Consider the following 16,511-nt stretch of genomic DNA (forward strand, 5'->3'; position numbering starts at 1 on the left):
AATATCAAAAGTTCATCAACCCCAACCAACCACCCCAAGGAAACCACCATGCAAATCAAAAACTCCGTCGTCCTCGTCACCGGTGCCAACCGCGGCCTGGGCCAGGCCTTTGTCAACGCGCTGCTCGAAGCGGGCGCCGCCAAGATCTACGCCGCTGCGCGTGACCCCGGCAGCATCACGCTCAAAGGCGTGACGCCCATCAAGCTGGATGTGACCAACGCCGCCGACATCGCCGCCGCTGCAAAACAGTGCACCGACCTGACGCTGCTGATCAACAACGCGGGCATTAGCCGCGGCTCTTCCTTTTTGGCCGCAGGCAGCGCAGACGCCGCACGCGCCGAGCTGGAAACCCACTTCTTCGCCCCGCTGGCGCTCAGCCAGGCGTTTGCGCCCATCCTCAAAGCGAATGGCGGCGGCGCCATCGTCAACGTGTTGTCAGTGCTGAGCTGGCTCAACATCGCCCCCGTGGCGACCTACAGCGCATCCAAGGCTGCAGCATGGTCACTGACCAACGGCCTGCGCGGCGAGCTGCGCGCGCAGGGCACCCAGGTGGTGGGCGTGCATGTGGGCTATATGGACACCGACATGGCACGCGACGTGCCCGGCCCCAAAACCAGCCCGCTGGACGTGGCGCGCCAGACACTGGCCGCACTGGAAGCAGGCAAAGACGAAGTGCTGGCCGACGAGCTGTCCCGCAATGTGAAGCAGGGCCTGTCCGCCGAGAAGGCTGTGTACTTGGGTGCGGCCACGGAATAACGGCTTAGGCACATGCGCTGGCTGCTGGTAACGCGCCTGCAGTCAGCGCGTCGCTATTGTTTTGATAGCTGGCCGCGCAATATGTGTGCGGGTTACAGGCACTTTTTACTGAAACCATCCCCGTTCGGGCTGAGCCGCCTGTCCTGCGCTTGTCGAAGGGGGCGAAGCCCTTAGAGATCAAAGACCTGCAGAAGACTTCGACAGGCTCAGTCCGAACGGAGGCCCTTGTTCAGCGTTGCCCTAGACCGCCGCGCCTTCTTCCGCGTGGAAGATAACGCGGTTGCGGCCGCCTTCCTTGGCTTTGTACATGGCGGCGTCTGCGCGTTGCAGCAGGGTGCCCAGGTGGCCGCTGTGGGTGGCTACGCCGATGCTTACCGTCACCTGCAGGGTCTGCGACTGCCACGCCATGGATGCGCTGGCCACGGCGCGGCGCAGCTTTTCTGCAAGGGCGGTGGCCGTGTCGGGGTCTGTATCGGCCAGCAGCACGGCGAACTCTTCGCCGCCAATGCGCCCACACACATCGGCCGCACGGAACTGCTGCGCCAGCAAAGCGCCCACCTGTTGCAGCACCAGATCCCCCGCGCTGTGGCCGTGGGTGTCGTTGATGTTCTTGAAGTGGTCCACGTCAATCAGCAGCGCACTGAGCGGCTTGGCCTGGCGCTGGCATAGCCGGGTGGTCTGCTCACCCAGCTCCATGAAAGAGCGCCGGTTGTTGATGGCGGTGAGCTCGTCGGTGCGGGCCATGTGGTCGGCCACCAGGTTGGCCTGCTTGAGCTCGTAACCCAGCAGCAGGCTGTGCTGCATGGCGTTGGACAGCACCCAGGTGCCCCGTAGCGCGCCCACCATAAACGTGCTGGCAGCCACGCCCAAACCGAACGTGATGTGGCCCGGCTGCAAAAAGAGCCAGACCGTGCTGGGCACCAACACGGCCAACATGGCGCAGATGGTCATGGCCCGGTGCGCGGTATAGGTAAATATGCTGCCGCCCACCAGGCCCGCCACAAAGAACAAGATGACAAATTGCTCCACGCTCTCTTGCTGCGGCATGAGCCACACCGCCCCCACACCCCAGATCAGCGCTGACAGCAACAACGTGACCGCGTAGGGCCGCTCCCAGGCCAGCACAGCGCGGCCCACCGGCTTGGCGCGGAAGTACGTCAGGTACACGGCCAGCCGGATCAGCGTGCTGACGCCCAGCAGGCCCAGCCAGGTGAGCAGCTTGACCGAATCCACCCGCCCCCACAGCGCCCAGCACAGGATGCCGGCGACAAGAAAGCTATGAAACAGCGCCGGAAACGCCTGCTCAAACAACAGGACCAGCGTGTCGGCGTGCACCAGTTCGTCACTGGCGGCGGGGGTTGCAGCGTTGTCGGAAGCCGTGGTTTCGCGCATGGTTGGGGTTCTCTCCGTCTTGCGAGTCGAGGCGGTTTTGCTGCAAGAGCTACCTGAATACTATGGTTTTGATAGCTGCTTGCGCAAGCTACATGCGGGCTAGAGGCCAGTTTTGTTTGTAAAAACCCCACAGCCCGTGAAACTCCGCTAGCCAGCCTTTGGCTTTGCCCGCATGATGTGTTACATAAAAACACATATCGCTCAGGGGGTGATCCAGGATGAATACACTCATTCCTTCATTGGGTTCGTGCGTTTCACGCATGACCAGCAGCGAGCGCAGGCTGGCCGAGCGGCTGGAACGCAAGCCCGATGACGACAGGCTTTGGTACGACGTACCTAGGATGGGGCGCAACACCCACCCAGACTTCTGCGTCATGCACCCGCGCCGCGGTATTCTGGTGCTGGAGGTGGAGGACTGGAAAACCACCACCATCCTGCGAACCGATCAAAAAAAATGGGAAACCATCCCGAACATCTTTCGCCAAGACGCTAGCGAGCGCCTTACGGAATACTCCATCTTTGATGAACGACACTTTTCAGACGAGGTCACATATGCCTGATACACCAGACAAGCTAGACATCGACGCAGAACCCACGAAAGGATTTTTCGTTGAGATGCTTACGCGAGATATTGCGTTGGAACAGGCGGTTCTCGATCTTGTCGACAATTCAATTGACGGTGCCAAAGGCCTCAAAGGCGACGGGGATAAGCCGTTCGAGGGAATGAAGATTGCGCTGGAGTTCTCGAAAGAGAAATTTCGGATAGTTGATAACTGCGGTGGCTTCAGCAGTGAGGTTGCTCGGAAGTACGCGTTCAAATTTGGAAAGCCTCCTGGTAGCCCACGCACTCCGCACTCCATTGGACAATTCGGAGTCGGCATGAAGAGAGCGTTGTTCAAATTCGGACATCAGTTCTCCGTAAGGTCTGCGACTAAAGACGATGCTTGGGCCGTGAGCGTGCAAGTACCAGCTTGGGAAAATCAGCCCGGCTGGAGCTTCCCTTGGGCAACCTTTACAGCGGATGAGGAAATTTCACAGGCCTCTCCAGGAACCGAGATCATTGTTAGTGATTTGCGCACTGAGGTTTCTGCAAAATTTTCGACCCAGCATTTTAAAAATGCAATTCATGGATTGATCAAATCAAAGCATCGTCAATTTATTGCGGGTGGTCTAGAGATAACTGTTAACGGTCAACATATCGACGCTACCAGTCTTTATCTCTTGGTCGCCACCGACACGAAGTTCCGCCCAGGTATTGACGAATACGTCATTGAGGACGACAGCGGGCAGGAAATCAAAGTTCGGATTGTTGTCGGCGTGGGCCCTAGCTCTCCGCGAGAAGCGGGCTGGTATGTCGTTTGCAATGGTCGTGTAGTTTTGGAAGCTGACCGACGGCCCACCACCGGCTGGGGAGTGGTTGAGGAGCAATCAAATACCGTAGCAATTCCGAATTATCACAACCAGTTCTCACGTTTTCGCGGAATAGTGACTTTCGACTCCAACGACTCCGTGCGAGTCCCATGGAATACCACGAAGACTGACGTTGATCAGGACAACCCAATATGGCAGAAGGCGTTCGGCCGGATGACAGAGATGATGCGGCCAGTAATCACTTTTCTGAATGAACTCGATGCGGACATTGACGAGCATACGCGTGAGCATAGCCCTCTCTTGGCGTATGTCATCAAAGCTGCCGCCGTGAAGTCAGAGGAGCTCACTGTTCGCTCTGCCTTTACTGCACCCGCGCGGGGGTCGCTCTCAAAAGAGCTAAGAACCGTAAAACTCCAGTATGCCAAGCCTGTCGATCAGGTCGAGTTCTTAATGAATGAGTTGGCCGTTAACACCGCGAAAGCTGTCGGCGAAAAAACATTCGAATTGATTTATCAGCGCATGGGGGGCAAATGACTGCCAGCTTCAAGAAAATTGACTACTCACTGAGACCCGCTAAGCATGCAGAGCGCCGAATGCTTTGCGACGTTTTTCGCAGACTCAGGCCTTTTGGTCGCGTAGAAGAATATGTCTATGTAGGTTTTGGCTCAGTCTGGTTTTCGGATTTCACTTTGGTTCATCGATCCCTTGGAATAAAGGACATGATTTCAATTGAGCAGGTAGAAACTGCCCAAGCTCGGATCGAAGATAACAAGCCCTTCCGGATTCCTGTGGACTACAGAAAGTCAAAGGAGGCGTTGCCCGATTTAGATTGGTCTAGAAAGCAGTTTCTTTGGCTGGATTATGACGATCAGCTTTCCACCGATATGTTGCAAGATTTACGTACCGTCGTGCGTCGGGCATCCTCCGGCACTGTCCTGTCAGTCTCTGTTCAATGCGCAAAGGCGTCTCAGACTACGGAAGCAGAAGAGGACAAAACCCCAGAGGCGCCAACTGCGCTAGAGCGCTTTGTCGCTGCATTTGGGCGCGCCCGTGTGCCTCCTGCTACCAAGCCAGATCAACTATTTGGTTGGCCATTCGGCGCGCTGTGTCGAGAAATGCTGCTGCAAGAAATAGACGCTGAAATAGCGATTCGGAATTCCGGCCACGCCTTGGCTGAAATGCGTTCTAAGCTCATATGCGAGTTCGAATATGAAGACGGAGCAAAGATGACAACAATAACCGTCATTTTTTATTCGCCTGAAGAAAAGAATCTTTTAGAACAGTGCCATTTCGAAGGACTCGACTTCCTCCCAGAGCCCATATCCGCAGTACGAATAAACGTGCCGAAGCTTACTGCCCGCGAATTTAAAAAACTCGAAAGCCAGCTACCGCTAGCGCAGGGAAGCGAACTTGTCCTCGGAACCATTCCAGTGAGCGAGGCTCGCCAATTCGCAAAAATGTATCGTTACCTCCCTAATTTCGCAGTGCTCGAAGGTTGATTTTTCGCAAAACATGCGCTTACCGATCGACAGGACGTTCAAAAGTAGATACGCTCTGATGTTCTCACCTCATTACGTGTTAGATGAAAAAGAAGCTAAAAATTGTCGACTTGTTTGCCGGTGCCGGCGGCTTCTCATTAGGCGCTGCACGCGCAGGAATGGAAGTTGTCAGCTCAGTGGAGATAGATCCATACGCGAATGAAACACATGGCCGGAATTTCCCTAATACGCGCCATCTGGGTATCGATATATCAACACTTAAAGGTAGCGACTTACTTGCGCAGAGTGGCCTAAACTCCGGAGAGTTAGATGGCCTCATTGGTGGACCGCCCTGTCAAGGATTTAGTGACATGGGTAGACGTGATCCCAAAGACCGGCGTAACTCGCTATTTGGGCACTACATTCGTCTAGTTGCCGAGACCCGTCCACGCTTCTTTGTTGCCGAAAATGTGCCTGGTATTCTGCAAGAGCGAAACGGCGATATTTTGAAGAGCGCGCTCAATCTGCTGCCCAAACACTACGTACTATTACCTGCAACAAAAGTCTGCGCAACAGATTTCGGCGCAGCAACCACGCGAACGCGCGTTTTCTTCGTAGGCTTTGACCCAAGGCGTTGTGGTGAATTAAATTTGGACATATTTAATAGTCTGCCTAATTTGCAAAAGACCACTGTTAAAGATGCTTTAGTGGGCCTACCAGAGGAGATTGACCAGTCGTGGCAATCAGAGTTCAGTAGTTGGCAACCAGTGGGGCAGCTCTCTGATTCGTATTTCAACAAAAGAGCTCAGTCGAACATCCCCAAAGGGGTTGGCGATCAATTTGCACTTGACGCATTTTTCCAATCTGGGCATACATCTGGCTGCTTTGGAACGGTTCATACCGCGGAAGTGGCAGCACGATACAAAAACCTCAAGCCACGGCAGCAAGATCCCATATCAAAGGCCACGCGACTAGACTTCTCATGGTTCTGTCCAACATTGAGAGCAGGAACTGGGAGTGACAAAGGTAGCTATCAAGCTGTTAGACCTATCCATCCGACAAAGGCACGCGTGATTACTCCACGCGAGGCCGCAAGACTTCAAGGTTTTCCAGATTGGTTCTTGTTGCATCCTACGAAATGGCATAGTTTTCGCCAGTTGGGGAACAGCGTATCTCCAATTGTTGCTGAGAAGATCTTGTCCTCAATTTCTGCGCGACTCGTTTAACTATTTACTGACGGCCCGGTAAAAATTTCTGACCGCGTTGCTGTGTAAGTTACCGTCATCGCCGCACCATATTTGGTACTTAAATCTCAGGCGCACAATCTATCGTTCAAAGGACCATGGATGCGCCGTCGCCACTTCCGAAACTGAGGACGCAGCCGCACCACAAGGTGTCTACCGCGCAGCTACGGGCTGCGATGGCGGGGCTGATGATGAGTTTTGAGGCCAAGCCGATCTGGAGTTGGCAGTGGCGGCAAACCAAATTGCTACTAAATTAGTAGCTGCTTGCGTATATTTCACCAGGGCTACGGGCCAATTTGACTCATAAAACTGGCGTTTGCATACCCCTCACGCTGGCGGCAAATTTCAAGGACTTTCGCCCCGCCCCAACTTCGCCAACATCTCCGCCATCCGCTTCTCCCGGGTTTCCGGCCGCTTGGCGCTGTGCAGCCGGTGGTAGATGGTGAACAGGCTCTGGCGTTTGAGCGTGGCGTAGAAAGCGTGGGCAGCGGGGTCTTGTTGCAGCGCTGCCAAGAAGTCTTCAGGTATCACCATGGTGGCGCTACCGGCGTAGGCGGTGGCCCAGCGCCCGTCGCTGCGCGCGGCCTCTACCTGCGCCAGGCCGGCGGCTTGCATGTGCCCTTGCGCTATCAGCCGCTCGGCATGCTGCACGTTTTTCTGCGACCAGTTGGAGCGCGCGCGGCGTGGCGTCAGGCGCTGCAAAAACGAGGTGTCGTCCAAGGCGTTGCGCACGCCGTCGATCCAGCCCCAGCAAATAGCAGCCACCACGCAGTCGTCCCACGTCACGCTGGGCTGGCCGGTGGCCTTTTTGTAGATGCGCACCCACAGCTCGGTCTCACTGGCGTGGTGCACCCGCAGCCACGCGTGGAGCTGCTCGGGTGTTTCAAACGTATGGCGCGCCTTATCGCTCATGTATTGATAGCCGCTTGCGCATATTCGACGCGGGCTACAGCCCGATTTCTCTTATAAAACTTACTTCACCGGAATCGGCAGCTCCGCGGGCACGGGCACCGCCGTCACGCTGTTTTTGGGGCTGCCGTCGATGATCTTGTCGGAGTACGACAGATAGACCAGGGTGTTGCGTTTCACGTCCACCATGCGCACCACGCGGACGTGTTTGAAGAGGAAGGAGGCGCTGGCCTTGAACACCTCGTCTTGCTTGTCGATCTTCTCTTTGAAGCGGATGGGGCCGACCTGGCGGCAGGCCACGGCGGCGTCTGAGGTGTCTTCTGCCAAGCCCAGCGCACCGGAGTAGCCGCCGGTTTTGGCGTGTGACAGATAACAGGCCACGCCGTCCACCGCCGGGTCGTCAAACACATCGACCACCACCTTGTCGTTGGGGCTGAGCAGTTTGAAGGTGGTGCTGACGCTGCCAACGGTCTCGGCGCTGGCGGCCAGCGCAAGGCTGCTGAGCAGCAGCAAGGCAAATCGTTTTTTCATGGCGAACTCTCTTGGTAAAAATAGGGCGGGTGCTTCATTGTGTGCCATGCACACCACCCCCGAGCCTGAAGACGCGGCGCAACGCTGAACGCCCCGCGCACTACTGCGTCAGCGGTGCGTATTTGCGCAGCAGCTCCGGCGCCTTGTCCTGGCGCAGCTTGCCCAGTTTGGCCCACAGGCGTTCGGCGCGCTCGGGGTCTTGCGCCACAAACTGGTGGCTCAGCATCAGGTAATAGGCCTTGGTCTCCAGCGGGATGGCGATCTTCTCCACCTCTGGCATGGGGTGCGTGCTCAGGTAGTTGTCGCCCACCAGCTCTTGCATGGCATAGCCCTGGATGCGGCCCTTGGATAACTTCTGGAAGTTCTGCTCGGTGGTCTTGGCGTCTTCGGCTTTCAGGCCTTTGCGGTTGAGTTCGGCGCCAATGGAAAAAGTGGAGTTGAAGCCAATGGCGCCATCGCCCAGGCCGGAGACTGCGCGCCCGTCCCAGTTGAAGGGCGAGCCCTTGAGCCGGTACAACACATACGACTGGCTGAACACGCGCGCGGACTCGTCTGGCTTGCCGTCTTTCAGGGGGTAACGGCCGTAGTGCAAGCGCTCGGGCGCGTAGGAGTAGGCAAAAGTGGCATCAATATCGCCGCTCTGCAGACGCCGAAAGCTGCGCAGCTGGGGCGCACGTTCAAACACCACGGTGAGCCCCATTTCCTGGGCCACCATTTGCACCAGCTCCACGACAAGGCCGGGCGCGTAGGGCATGTCGGTGCCGCTGCCCATTTGGTAGGGCGCCACTTCGATGTCTGAGTACGCCACGCGCAGTTTTTGTGCCCACACCGGGCTGGCAGGCAACAGAGCCAGCGCAGCGGTAACCAGCAGCGTCCAGCGTGTCATGTTTTGTCTCCGCTTGTTTTGACCCAGTATTACCTGTGGGCGCGGGCTGTCAAGCGCAACCGCTAACGCAGCAGCACCAGGATGACGTGGATGGCGATGCTGGACAGGAGGAAGTAAGGCACATTCACCAGCGCATAGAGCAGCGGGCGCGGGATGTTGGGGTTGATGGCGACATTCAACGCCGTGGAGCCCAGATAGCCCAGCCCCACGAGCGCGCCCAGGGCTGCGGCGCCCACTGCAGAGTCGATGTGCAGCAGCGGCAGCAAGATGGCGCCGGTGATGGCAACGACGAGGCTGCAGACAAAGGGCCCGATCAGGAAGATGGGGGCCAGTTTTCCCGGGGGGCTGTTTTCTCGGCCCAAGGCCCGCGCATACGGTTTGGCAAACAGCACCGCAAACCACACGCCGCCCATGGCGAACGACGCCACGCATGTGGCCACCAACACACCAAGCCAGGGGATGGCGCCAAACTCATGCAGCATGGGGCACCTCCTGCAGCTTGGCCATGGGGCGGGAAAACACGTTCACCACATTGCCGTCCGGGTCGCGCAGCAGCATGGAGCGGTTGCCCCAGGGCATGGTGGTCGGTGGCATGGCGGTGTCCAGGGTCGCTTCGCCCAATTGCTGGTGCAGGGCGTCCACATCGTCCACCTCAAATTCGAGGATGGCGGACCGGTTGGCCGCAGCGCGGGCTGCCCCCGCGTTGAACTGTTGGACCATGCGCTCGGTGGAAATGGCGAGCACCAGGCCTGCGATGCGCAGCTCCGCAAAGTCTGGCACCGGCCGGGTGGCGGCTACGCCGGTCAGGCGCGTATAGAAGTACACCAGCTTGTCGACGCTGGCAGGGTCGCCGGTCACAAGGCGAACAGAGGCAAATTTCATCAAGGGCTCCTGGGTAGTAACAAGGAGCCAAGACTAGGCTTAGAGGCTGTCAGTTTCTGGCAGTACGGTGAATCGCTTGTCGGGTGTGAGGGTTAGCCGCCAGGCCTTGAGCAGCGCCTGTTTGCGCTGGGGGGTGCGGGTGTCCAGCAGCTCGGCGCTGGCGATGCGGTCGGTGCGGAAGTAGCGAAAATCTTGCCGCAGTTCGCACCAGCACATGAGCACGCGCGCGTGCTCGAAGTAGGCCAGGGCAAACGGCCAGACGGTGCGCTGGGACTGGGCGCCCTGGGCATCCTGGTAGGTGATGTGCAGCTTGTGCTCCGTGCGCACTGCCTTGCGCAGGAGTTCGGGGGCCACGGTCACGGCCAGCGGTTCGTGGTCTGCGCTCTGGCCACTCGGGTTTCTCTGCCGGGTGGCCACCAACAAGGCCGATGCCTCCAGGTCATGGCGCTGCTCCGGGGGCAGCACCGCCGCAATGCGTGCCAATGCGCTGCGCGCCGCAGCGGCCAAACCCGCATCGGTCTGCTGCGCCACCCAGCGCGCACCCAACACCAAAGACTCGACTTCTTCGGGCGTGAACATCAGCGGCGGCAGCACGAACCCGGGTTTGAGCATGTAGCCCACGCCTGGCTCCCCGTCGATCTTTGCGCCCTGTGCCTGCAGGCTGGCAATGTCACGGTAGAGCGTGCGAATGCTGATGCCCAACTGCTGCGCCAGTGCCTGGCCACTCACCGCGCGGCGGTGGCTGCGCAGGATGTGGAGCAGATCAAAAAGGCGGGCCAAACGGGACATGCGGCGGATGATACGGTGGCAGTGGCATACCATCCCCAAGTACCGACAACCCAACCGCTGGACCCCTGAAGTGCACCGCCGCTTTTTTCTCCCCATGCTTCTGTGCTTGCCACTGCCCGGCTTGGTGTGGGCAGCGCCTGAGCGAGAGACAGAGGCAGATGCAGAGGACCAGCCCCCCAAGCAGCCCAGCTACAAAGTGTCTGCAGCGCAACTGCAGGCGGGCGTGGCGCAACGCTTCCCGTTGCGTTACCCGGTGGCGGGGCTGATGAATCTGGATGTGCAGGTGCCCACGCTGCGCCTGCTGCCCGCGCTGAACCGGCTGAATGCAACCATGGTGGTGGAGGCCGCAGGCCCGGCGCTCAACCGCAGCCACCAGGGCACGCTGGATGTGGAGTTTGCGTTGCGTTACGAGGCCACAGACCGCACGGTGCGCGCGCACCAGTTGCGCCTGGCGCGGTTGCAGTTCCCCAGCCTGCAGCCCAGTGTGGTGGCGCTGCTCAACACGTATGGCCCCGCGCTGGCCGAGCGCACGCTGCTGGAAGTGGTGGTGCACACGCTGCGACCGCAAGACCTGGCGCTGCCCGACACGCTGGGCATGCAGCCGGGCAGCATCACGGTGACGAACGAGGGGCTGACGATAGGTTTTGTGCCAAAGTCGCTGTCGTAGCGCCTGCGGATTGCTGCGATTTCAGTAGCTTCTTACGCAAATTCCATGAGGGCTGCAGCCTACTATGTTTGCAAAAACCAACATTAAGAAATGAATTCTGGTTACCGCATCTGATCAACGGCATGATTCCCATACTGCAGCATGAGGCATATCCTGAAATTGCGCCCATAGCGGCGGCTGTATTAAAAAAGCAATTTCATAACAGATTCAGGGAGTGTATTGATATGGACATTCGGAAGATTTTCTTGGCTGCTATGACTCTAAGTGCCATCTCTGTCTCGGCACAGTCTCCAACGGATTTACCACCCAAGCCAAACAACCCCCAACTTGCCGCTGCTTTTGAGCAGGCCCAAGCTTTGCTGGTGAAGGCGAGAGATCCCGCTTTCATGAGCATGTCAGTAACGAACGGTAGTTGGCCGTGCAATGTGCCCAATCTAGAGCTCCGAAAACTCGCAGGCGCCCTCAGCGACAACGAAGATGATGCCGGGATGAAACGCCTCAAGCGTTTGAGTTCGGTCAATTTGAATATGCGTCAAAGGGTCCAGGTCAAGGATGTTCAGATTGTTCCGATCAAGGCAACCTGCAAAAACGGCAAGCTGGATGGCCCCCTTGAATTCATGATGGAGCTGACACGTGTCTTGGATACGGCTGCAGGGATGGACGTATCGGAAATGCGCACGAGGTCACGCCACTCAATGACTCTGAGTGCTGGCCAATACTTGCCGGGAGCGCCACTGACTGTCGTCAGCAGTCAAGTGTCAATGAAAAGAACATCCAAAAATCCAGCGGTTCAGGCCCAGATGAATGCTCAGCCAACTGCAGACGTCAAGCCCCCGCTAACAGCGTTCGTCCAATATCAGTCAGAAGAAAAATTTGCAGCAACCACGGTTTCCATCAGCGAGGTCATGATGGCAGGAGCAAAGTCCTCATATTTCACGTCAATGCATGAAATGACGGATGGGCGCAATGGCGAGTCCAGGTCTTACATGGGTGGCACCCTGACTACTATTACCCCCACCAAAAATGGTCTGATGCACGGTGAATCACGTGGTCTTCCTTACAAGATGGGGAGTTTTGACGTACCACCTAGCCCACCCGTTTGTTATGAAGAGGGCGAAGTTATTCTGGCAAGCAAGTGCGAAGCGAATTGATCGATACGCATGTCACGTTGCACAACAGGTATCGCAGCATTCATCCTGTGCATTTCCTGGTTTCCGGCATGGGGCTTTGGGCCATCAGAGAGTTGCATGACGGGTGATTGCACCAACGGAGCGGGAACGCTTCGCACCGCAGACGGCACGGAATACACGGGAACTTGGAAGGGAGGGCGCTACCGCAAGGGCGTACCGTACCAAGCGCGCTACCGGCTGGACCCATCCAGAACCTTCGAACTGATTTTCGATGACGAGGGTTTTTTGCTGGAAGGGACCGTCCTGCGAGGCGACTATGACGATCTGCTCGGCGAATACTCGGGCACCTTTCAAAAGGTGGTGCACGACTCCACGGGCGACAAGTTACTGGTATACAAGAACGGGCGTTACATCAATCACGCCACAGGGCATGTTTACATCGGTGAGTTCAGCTACATCTCCGCTGTACGCGGTGGACACTATGTATTCCAGGGTGTACGAATCGATGAGGAGAGCAATGAGGCCATACAGGGATTGTTTGTCAGTGATGCCACGACACGAAATTCCAACTTGGCTTTTCGGCGGGCGAGGCCGGACTATCTATTGAAGTTGCAGCAGGACATCGCGGCGGAGAAATCCCAGATGGCGGCCAACGAGTCACAGAACGCAAAGAACAACATGGCGTTTGTGCTCAACATCATGGGAGGGTTATGGAACGTTGGCGGTTCGGCCAGTACGATCCGTTCTCTGCAAAGAGAGTCGCTGGAAACCCTGACGCAGGGGGTCCTGGGAAACACCAACAGCACAAATATCAAGGATCTTTTGATATCGCAGGTGGTGAAGCACGCCGGATTGGATCCTGCTCTGGCAAAGGTGATCGGGGATGTATCCGACGCGGGCAATGTGTTGGCCAAACTCACCTCAGCCAATGCAAAGAATCAACCTCAGGAAATTATTGAATATGCAATGAAGGCTTCAGGCTTGAATGCCATGGTGATCGAAAAAGTGGGGGTTAAGTTTCCCACCACCAAGAACGAGATCATTGACGCCATCACTGGTGCGGCCTTCAACCAAGTGAAGAATTCAGTCAACACTGCAGAAGCCTCTGGAGGGAAAAATCCGGTAATTGGAAAAGTGGTGAAGAATGTGATCAATCTGTCTGGACAGATTCAGTTCGCAGTGCCGCCTGACAAGCAAGAGACGCGTAGTAAGAGTCCCAGCAACGCACTGCCGCAACCCAAAGGTGGATCTGGCTGCGAACTTGGAAGCCCAACAGCAGGGAGTGGCTGGTCGATATCCTCGGTGCCAGGGTCCTCGGTGCCACTTGCTTGTTACAAAGATCGTTTGGCCACTTTCGGGGATGCCAACTCTTCACGGGATGATGCGTGCCGGGGTGCCCGCAGAGACGACGACATCAGAATGTTCAAGGGCAAAAATCTATCGTCGTGCTACTGCACGAGCCCAGCCAAGCTCAACGGATTAGCTGTCAATCATTTGTGCTATATCTTTTTCGACGGCGGTTGAATCGCGCATTGCGTCTCCTTGGACTCACTATTCGCTTGCATCTTTACCCTCCTTGGCCGAGCGCACGCTCTTGGAGGTTGTGGTGCACACGCTGCGCCCGCAAGACCTGGCGCTGCCCGACACGCTGGGCATGCAGCCGGGCAGCATCACGGTAACGAATGAAGGCCTGACGATAGGCTTTGTGCCCAAGCCGCGCTAGCGGCTGGCGCACCACCCCACGGGTTCAACACAGAGACAAGCATGCAGCAAATTACCTTGCACCGACTTTGCGCCGTAGCGGCCTTGGCGCTCGCTGCCGTAGCCGGCAATACCGCCCATGGCATGGAGCTGGCTACGCACGGCAACACGATTGTCTTGTCGGGGCCGGTCACCGGCACAGAGCTGGTGATGGTGAAAGACGCCTTTGCGGCCAACCCCAAGATTGACCTGGTGGTGCTGCGCAACTCGCACGGCGGCGATGCGTGGACGGGCTACCGCGTGGGCGAGCTGCTGCGCGATGCGGGGGTGACCACCGCCGTGTCTGGCTACTGCATTTCGTCATGCTCACGCATGTTTCTGGGTGGCAAAAACCGGCTGTTCACCGACGACTATCCGGCAGACCGCACCTATGTGGGCTTCCACGGGCACTATGACGCGAGCGGCAATCTGGACCGCAAGTCGGTGGGCAAGGGTGGTCTTTACACCTGGATCCTCAAATACTCGGACGGCAAAGCCGACCCGGATTTGGTGATGCGGTGGATTGCCATTGAGAAAAACAAAGGCGCGGCCAACTTCTTCCATCCGGACGTGGGCGCCACGTTAGGTAACAGCGTTTTTTTCTGCGACGGGCTGACAGCACAAAAGGTGACCAGCTGCGAGCCCATCGCCACCAATGCGCTGGACCGCGGCGTGGTGACGGACCTGCGCCGCATTGCCAGCCCCGACCAAAACACCTTGCCCGAGCGGCAGCGTGCCCAGCAGTTTGCGCCCAGTGGTTATGCCGCGTTGGACGACCTGGGCAAACTGCCGCTGGCTGCACCCGCTGGGTCCGAGCAATACCAGCGCTATTTGCAAGCGAATTTGCCCCGGGCCTTCGCCGTGGCGCCCACGCGGCAACATTGGGCCTGGGTGTCGGGTGGCGCAGAGGACGTCAACGCTGCGGCGCTGAAGCGCTGTGAAGAACGCGCCAAACAGGCCTGCGTTTTGTACAGCGTGGACAACAACGTCGTCTACCGCTAGGTCGGCCGGCCTTGAAATAACCGATAGGCGTTGCACAGTCGCAGTAAATGTCGGAAACTGGATGCGGGCCTTGCCCGTGCTTCACCGCTCGGGCATTTCTCACCAAGGGCTCGCAGTCCAAACTGCGGCACGACTAACCGTGACAGTCAACTTGCAAAGTTGGAAGACATTAGCAACATGAAAAATTTCAAAATCGGCGCCCGCCTGGGCCTATGTTTCGGCGTCGTACTGCTGCTACTGGCCAGCGTCGCCGGGTTGGGACTGAGCCGTATGGCACAGATCAACGATGCCACCGAAGTGATCACCGGCGTCAACAACCCCGAGACCAAACTGGCCGTGGAAATGCGCTCCAATGTGAACCGGGTGGGTGCGGCGGTGCGAGACATTGTTTTGCTGTCTGACCCGGCTGAGATGAAAGCCGTCAGCAACGAGTTGCAAAAGATCCGCACGGAATACGACGCAGCAGAGGAAAAGTTGGACAAGATGTTTGTCGCGGACGCTGGCACCACGCCCAAAGAGAAAGAGCTTTTCTCCAAGATCAAGACGCTGAAGACGCAGACCCAACCGGCCTTGGCCAAGGTGGTCGAGCTGGGCCTGGCGAATATGAATGAAGAAGCCACCAAGGTCCTCATGAAAGAGGCGTTGCCGTCACAACGTGCCTGGCTCATTACCTTGAGCGAGCTGGCGGACTTTGAATTCAAAGCGAGTGAAGACGCGGCCAAGGTGGCGGAGGAGCAGTACCAAAGCGCGCGCACGATGATGCTGGCGCTGAGTGCGCTGGCCATTGCAGCGGGCATTGCAGCCGCGTTTTTTATCACCCGCTCGATAGTGTCCCCTATCACCACGGCCGTGCTGTTGGCGCAGACAGTGGCAGCGGGTGATCTGACATCGCGCATCGATGTCAGTTCGCGGGATGAAACAGGGCAACTGCTCTCCGCGATGCGGGACATGCAGGACAGCTTGGTGAAGGTGGTGTCGACCGTGCGTGCGGGCTCCGAGTCTGTGGCCACGGCCAGCTCGCAGATCGCGCAGGGCAACCATGACCTGAGCCAGCGCACCGAAGAGCAGGCCAGCGCCCTGGAAGAGACAGCAGCATCGATGGAAGAGCTGGGCTCCACCGTCAAACAAAACGCCGACAACGCGCGCCAGGCCAACCAGTTGGCCCAGAGTGCGAGCACGGTGGCGATCAAGGGCGGTGAAGTGGTGGCGCAGGTGGTGGACACCATGAAGGGCATCAACGACAGCTCCAAGAAGATCGTGGACATCATCAGCGTGATCGATGGCATCGCCTTTCAGACCAACATCCTGGCGCTGAACGCGGCGGTCGAAGCGGCGCGGGCCGGGGAGCAGGGTCGTGGTTTTGCCGTGGTGGCGTCCGAAGTGCGCAGCCTGGCGGGGCGCAGTGCCGAAGCCGCCAAAGAGATCAAGTCGCTGATCTCGGCGAGTGTGGAGCGGGTGGAAGAAGGCTCCGCGCTGGTGGATCAGGCGGGCACCACCATGAATGAAGTGGTGAGCTCGATCCGCCGGGTCACCGACATCATGGGCGAGATCAGCGCGGCCAGCAATGAGCAGAGCCAGGGCGTGAGCCAGATCGGCGAAGCGGTGCAGCAGATGGACCAGGTCACGCAACAAAATGCGGCGCTGGTGGAAGAGATGGCCGCCGCCGCGTCCAGCCTCAAAGGCCAGGCACAGGACCTGGTGGGTACTGTGGCGTCCTTCAAGCTGGCATAAGGC

17 protein-coding genes and 1 pseudogene are annotated in these 16,511 nt (G+C 57.9%); 11 read left to right on the plus strand and 7 right to left on the minus strand.

The features are described from left to right. Positions 1 to 48 precede the first annotated feature (48 nt). On the plus strand, positions 49 to 756 hold the full coding sequence (locus RS694_RS19650; RefSeq protein ID WP_029708199.1) for an SDR family oxidoreductase: 708 nt from the start codon (positions 49 to 51) through the stop codon (positions 754 to 756). 240 nt (positions 757 to 996) lie between these two features. Here the strand turns inward: RS694_RS19650 and RS694_RS19655 are convergent, their stop codons facing one another. Then, entirely contained in the window at positions 997 to 2,148 is a 1,152-nt protein-coding gene (locus tag RS694_RS19655; protein WP_051391931.1) for a GGDEF domain-containing protein, read from the minus strand. A gap of 218 nt (positions 2,149 to 2,366) precedes the next feature. Between RS694_RS19655 and RS694_RS19660 the strand changes: the two genes are divergently transcribed. The 4 genes from RS694_RS19660 to RS694_RS19675 all read left to right on the plus strand — a co-directional run bounded on the left by RS694_RS19660 (position 2,367) and on the right by RS694_RS19675 (position 6,223). Then, positions 2,367 to 2,708: an NERD domain-containing protein gene (locus RS694_RS19660; protein ID WP_081708650.1), complete on the plus strand. Its 342-nt coding sequence runs from the start codon at positions 2,367 to 2,369 to the stop codon at positions 2,706 to 2,708. Beyond that, positions 2,701 to 4,053, plus strand: coding sequence for an ATP-binding protein (locus tag RS694_RS19665; RefSeq protein WP_029708203.1), 1,353 nt, complete (start codon positions 2,701 to 2,703; stop codon positions 4,051 to 4,053). The genes RS694_RS19660 and RS694_RS19665 overlap by 8 nt, the downstream gene beginning before the upstream one ends. Then, the gene (locus RS694_RS19670; protein ID WP_029708204.1) at positions 4,050 to 5,018 is read left to right on the plus strand and encodes an O-methyltransferase; all 969 of its coding nucleotides are present in this window, start codon (positions 4,050 to 4,052) and stop codon (positions 5,016 to 5,018) included. Before RS694_RS19665 ends, RS694_RS19670 begins: the two co-directional genes overlap by 4 nt. 83 nt (positions 5,019 to 5,101) lie before the next feature. Further along, positions 5,102 to 6,223, plus strand: coding sequence for a DNA cytosine methyltransferase (locus tag RS694_RS19675; RefSeq protein WP_029708205.1), 1,122 nt, complete (start codon positions 5,102 to 5,104; stop codon positions 6,221 to 6,223). Positions 6,224 to 6,586: 363 nt separating this feature from the next. Here the strand turns inward: RS694_RS19675 and RS694_RS19680 are convergent, their stop codons facing one another. The 6 genes from RS694_RS19680 to RS694_RS19705 all read right to left on the minus strand — a co-directional run bounded on the left by RS694_RS19680 (position 6,587) and on the right by RS694_RS19705 (position 10,238). After that, positions 6,587 to 7,153 carry a YdeI/OmpD-associated family protein gene (locus RS694_RS19680; protein ID WP_029708206.1) on the minus strand — a complete coding sequence of 189 codons (567 nt, stop codon included), beginning with the start codon at positions 7,151 to 7,153 and terminating at the stop codon, positions 6,587 to 6,589. Positions 7,154 to 7,213: 60 nt separating this feature from the next. After that, a complete protein-coding gene (locus RS694_RS19685; protein WP_029708207.1) occupies positions 7,214 to 7,681 on the minus strand; it encodes a CreA family protein in 468 nt (155 codons plus the stop codon). 100 nt (positions 7,682 to 7,781) lie between these two features. Continuing rightward, a complete protein-coding gene (locus tag RS694_RS19690) occupies positions 7,782 to 8,567 on the minus strand; it encodes a substrate-binding periplasmic protein (protein WP_051391932.1) in 786 nt (261 codons plus the stop codon). Positions 8,568 to 8,629: 62 nt separating this feature from the next. Next, complete coding sequence (locus RS694_RS19695; protein ID WP_029708209.1) at positions 8,630 to 9,049, minus strand: DUF1761 domain-containing protein; 420 nt, start codon at positions 9,047 to 9,049, stop codon at positions 8,630 to 8,632. Next, complete coding sequence (locus RS694_RS19700) at positions 9,039 to 9,449, minus strand: VOC family protein (RefSeq protein ID WP_029708210.1); 411 nt, start codon at positions 9,447 to 9,449, stop codon at positions 9,039 to 9,041. Before RS694_RS19700 ends, RS694_RS19695 begins: the two co-directional genes overlap by 11 nt. A 39-nt stretch (positions 9,450 to 9,488) precedes the next feature. Beyond that, positions 9,489 to 10,238, minus strand: coding sequence for a helix-turn-helix transcriptional regulator (locus tag RS694_RS19705; protein ID WP_029708211.1), 750 nt, complete (start codon positions 10,236 to 10,238; stop codon positions 9,489 to 9,491). A 70-nt stretch (positions 10,239 to 10,308) separates the two neighbouring features. On the opposite strand from RS694_RS19705, the gene RS694_RS19710 reads away from it, so the two are divergent. The 6 genes and pseudogenes from RS694_RS19710 to RS694_RS19735 all read left to right on the plus strand — a co-directional run bounded on the left by RS694_RS19710 (position 10,309) and on the right by RS694_RS19735 (position 16,508). After that, positions 10,309 to 10,905, plus strand: coding sequence for a hypothetical protein (locus RS694_RS19710; RefSeq protein ID WP_029708212.1), 597 nt, complete (start codon positions 10,309 to 10,311; stop codon positions 10,903 to 10,905). A 68-nt stretch (positions 10,906 to 10,973) separates the two neighbouring features. Beyond that, positions 10,974 to 12,056, plus strand: coding sequence for a hypothetical protein (locus RS694_RS19715; protein ID WP_152528839.1), 1,083 nt, complete (start codon positions 10,974 to 10,976; stop codon positions 12,054 to 12,056). A 96-nt stretch (positions 12,057 to 12,152) separates the two neighbouring features. Beyond that, complete coding sequence (locus RS694_RS19720) at positions 12,153 to 13,559, plus strand: hypothetical protein (RefSeq protein WP_029708214.1); 1,407 nt, start codon at positions 12,153 to 12,155, stop codon at positions 13,557 to 13,559. Positions 13,560 to 13,611: 52 nt separating this feature from the next. Then, positions 13,612 to 13,758: pseudogene (locus RS694_RS19725) on the plus strand (DUF1439 domain-containing protein); the annotation flags it as partial. Positions 13,759 to 13,799: 41 nt separating this feature from the next. Then, positions 13,800 to 14,777, plus strand: coding sequence for a hypothetical protein (locus tag RS694_RS20935; protein ID WP_241464057.1), 978 nt, complete (start codon positions 13,800 to 13,802; stop codon positions 14,775 to 14,777). Positions 14,778 to 14,954: 177 nt separating this feature from the next. Beyond that, positions 14,955 to 16,508: a methyl-accepting chemotaxis protein gene (locus RS694_RS19735; protein ID WP_051391934.1), complete on the plus strand. Its 1,554-nt coding sequence runs from the start codon at positions 14,955 to 14,957 to the stop codon at positions 16,506 to 16,508. The last annotated feature ends 3 nt before the right edge of the window (positions 16,509 to 16,511 follow it).

Source organism: Rhodoferax saidenbachensis (assembly GCF_001955715.1).
GTDB classification, from domain to species: Bacteria; Pseudomonadota; Gammaproteobacteria; order Burkholderiales; family Burkholderiaceae_C; genus Allorhodoferax; species Allorhodoferax saidenbachensis.